Here is a 1550-nt window from a genome sequence, read left to right as displayed (position 1 = left end):
GCATGGTCTCCTCCTTAGCTCGTTGGATAGTGTCTGCAACATCTATCCTGGCGCATTACGACGCCGATTTGGAGTGGGGAGGAGACCATCCCATCTCGGAAAAAAATAAAGAGAAAGTTACCAGGGTTTTTTAGGTCTTTGTCTTTCCTTCCGTGTTTTTCCGTGGATTCCGTGGCAAAAAATCTTTTTCCTAAAGGAATAACCGATGCTCAAGGAAGGCGAGCTGACCTACAAGATTCGCGGCTGTGTATTCAAAGGATGGAGTCAGACTCCGACGGGCGCCCAGCCTCACCGATCGTTATAGGCCCTGGCAATTGTAGTTACTGGAAGAAACATCCTGAGGGGGCATGATGGCAGGGACTGGAAGCCGTAGCTTTCATACAATCTTTGCCGTCTGGTAACAGCGTCCGGATTACCGCAATCCAGAATATCCAGTAACACGACAGCTGTGCCGACGCGCTCTGAGGCGAATTGGGCGCCCTTGAGCGCATCCGCCAGTAGCAGGCCGCCGAGGCCGTTACCCTGGACAGCCTCCGTGACACCGATCATGCCGATGAATGCTGCCGGAATGTTGCCGTCGGGTAGAGCGTATCGTCGGTAACGGCCGGGCAGAGCCTGATATTCAATGCTATGGGCGTTGATGGCGTAAAATCCGAGGATTCGTCCGCACGTGTCTGCCGGGTCCACCGCGACAAATACTCTCGCTGTACCTCCTTTCATTAACTTGCCTGCTGTTTTTTGCAGGAAGTTATCAACGGCATCAACCCCTGATGAGAACGTCATTCTGTCGTGCCTGCGGGTATCGAGCGGCTCGATTACGAACTTCCCTGTCATTTAGCGCTTTGAAACCTTTTCCTTGTGTTGGCTGAACGCGTGACGGAGTTTGTCTGTTGGCTCGGCAGGGTGCTCCAGTGCCTCGAAAAACGCTTGGTGATCTTCCGGCTTCAGGTGTGTGACTTCCCGCGCCCGGATTGTCTCGATGGCACGTTCGTATGCAGCAGTAACCGCAAAGGTTGAGGTATCCTGCCCTAGCATTGCAGCGGCGTGCTCTACGGTTTGCTTGATCCGCTCGGTGGTACGGAAGTTGAAGCGGGCCGTATTGCGATCCCGATTTTCCGGGGTGTTGTCAGGTATGGTGAGCATTATGTGAGCTCCTTACAGGTAAATCCGGTTTTGATTGTACGTCACCTGGGCGTACGCAGCAACAAGGGTACCGTTGGCTCAGTCTGATGGTGGTGTGAGGCGCGGTTGACGCTACGCACCCAGTGGGGATGTGGCTGACCTGGTGTGGTGCCGTTCTGTGCCGCTTGAATAATCGTCCGATAGTGGTGTTCGGCGATTGGGGGCTTGAAATCAAGGACTTGATTGGCCACGGAATCCACGGAAGACCACGGAAAAAAGAGAAAGGAAAAGTTACCAGGTTTTCTTAGGTCTTTTGTTTTTCCTTCCGAGATGGGATGGTCTCCTCCCCACTCCAAATCGGCGTCGTAATGCGCCAGGATAGATGTTGCAGACACTATCCAACGAGCTAAGGAGGAGACCATGCACGA

The 1550-nt window shown here is 53.4% G+C and carries 3 protein-coding genes; all 3 read right to left on the bottom strand.

Annotated elements, in window-relative coordinates; genetic code table 11:
- Window positions 1-288: 288 nt before the first annotated feature.
- Window positions 289-834 (bottom strand): GNAT family N-acetyltransferase, encoded by a 546-nt coding sequence (locus tag ACFOZ5_RS13465; RefSeq protein ID WP_379888159.1) that lies wholly within the window; start codon window positions 832-834, stop codon window positions 289-291.
- Window positions 835-1143 (bottom strand): type II toxin-antitoxin system TacA family antitoxin, encoded by a 309-nt coding sequence (locus ACFOZ5_RS13460; protein ID WP_379888157.1) that lies wholly within the window; start codon window positions 1141-1143, stop codon window positions 835-837.
- 41 nt (window positions 1144-1184) lie between these two features.
- Window positions 1185-1550 (bottom strand): hypothetical protein (locus ACFOZ5_RS13455; protein ID WP_379888155.1); only part of this gene is annotated, 366 nt, incomplete at its 5' end.

The sequence above is a fragment of the Marinobacter lacisalsi genome (genome assembly GCF_042651045.1).
GTDB lineage: Bacteria > Pseudomonadota > Gammaproteobacteria > Pseudomonadales > Oleiphilaceae > Marinobacter > Marinobacter lacisalsi.
Note: the sequence above shows the minus strand (reverse complement) of the source record. Positions and strands in the feature narration are given on the sequence as shown.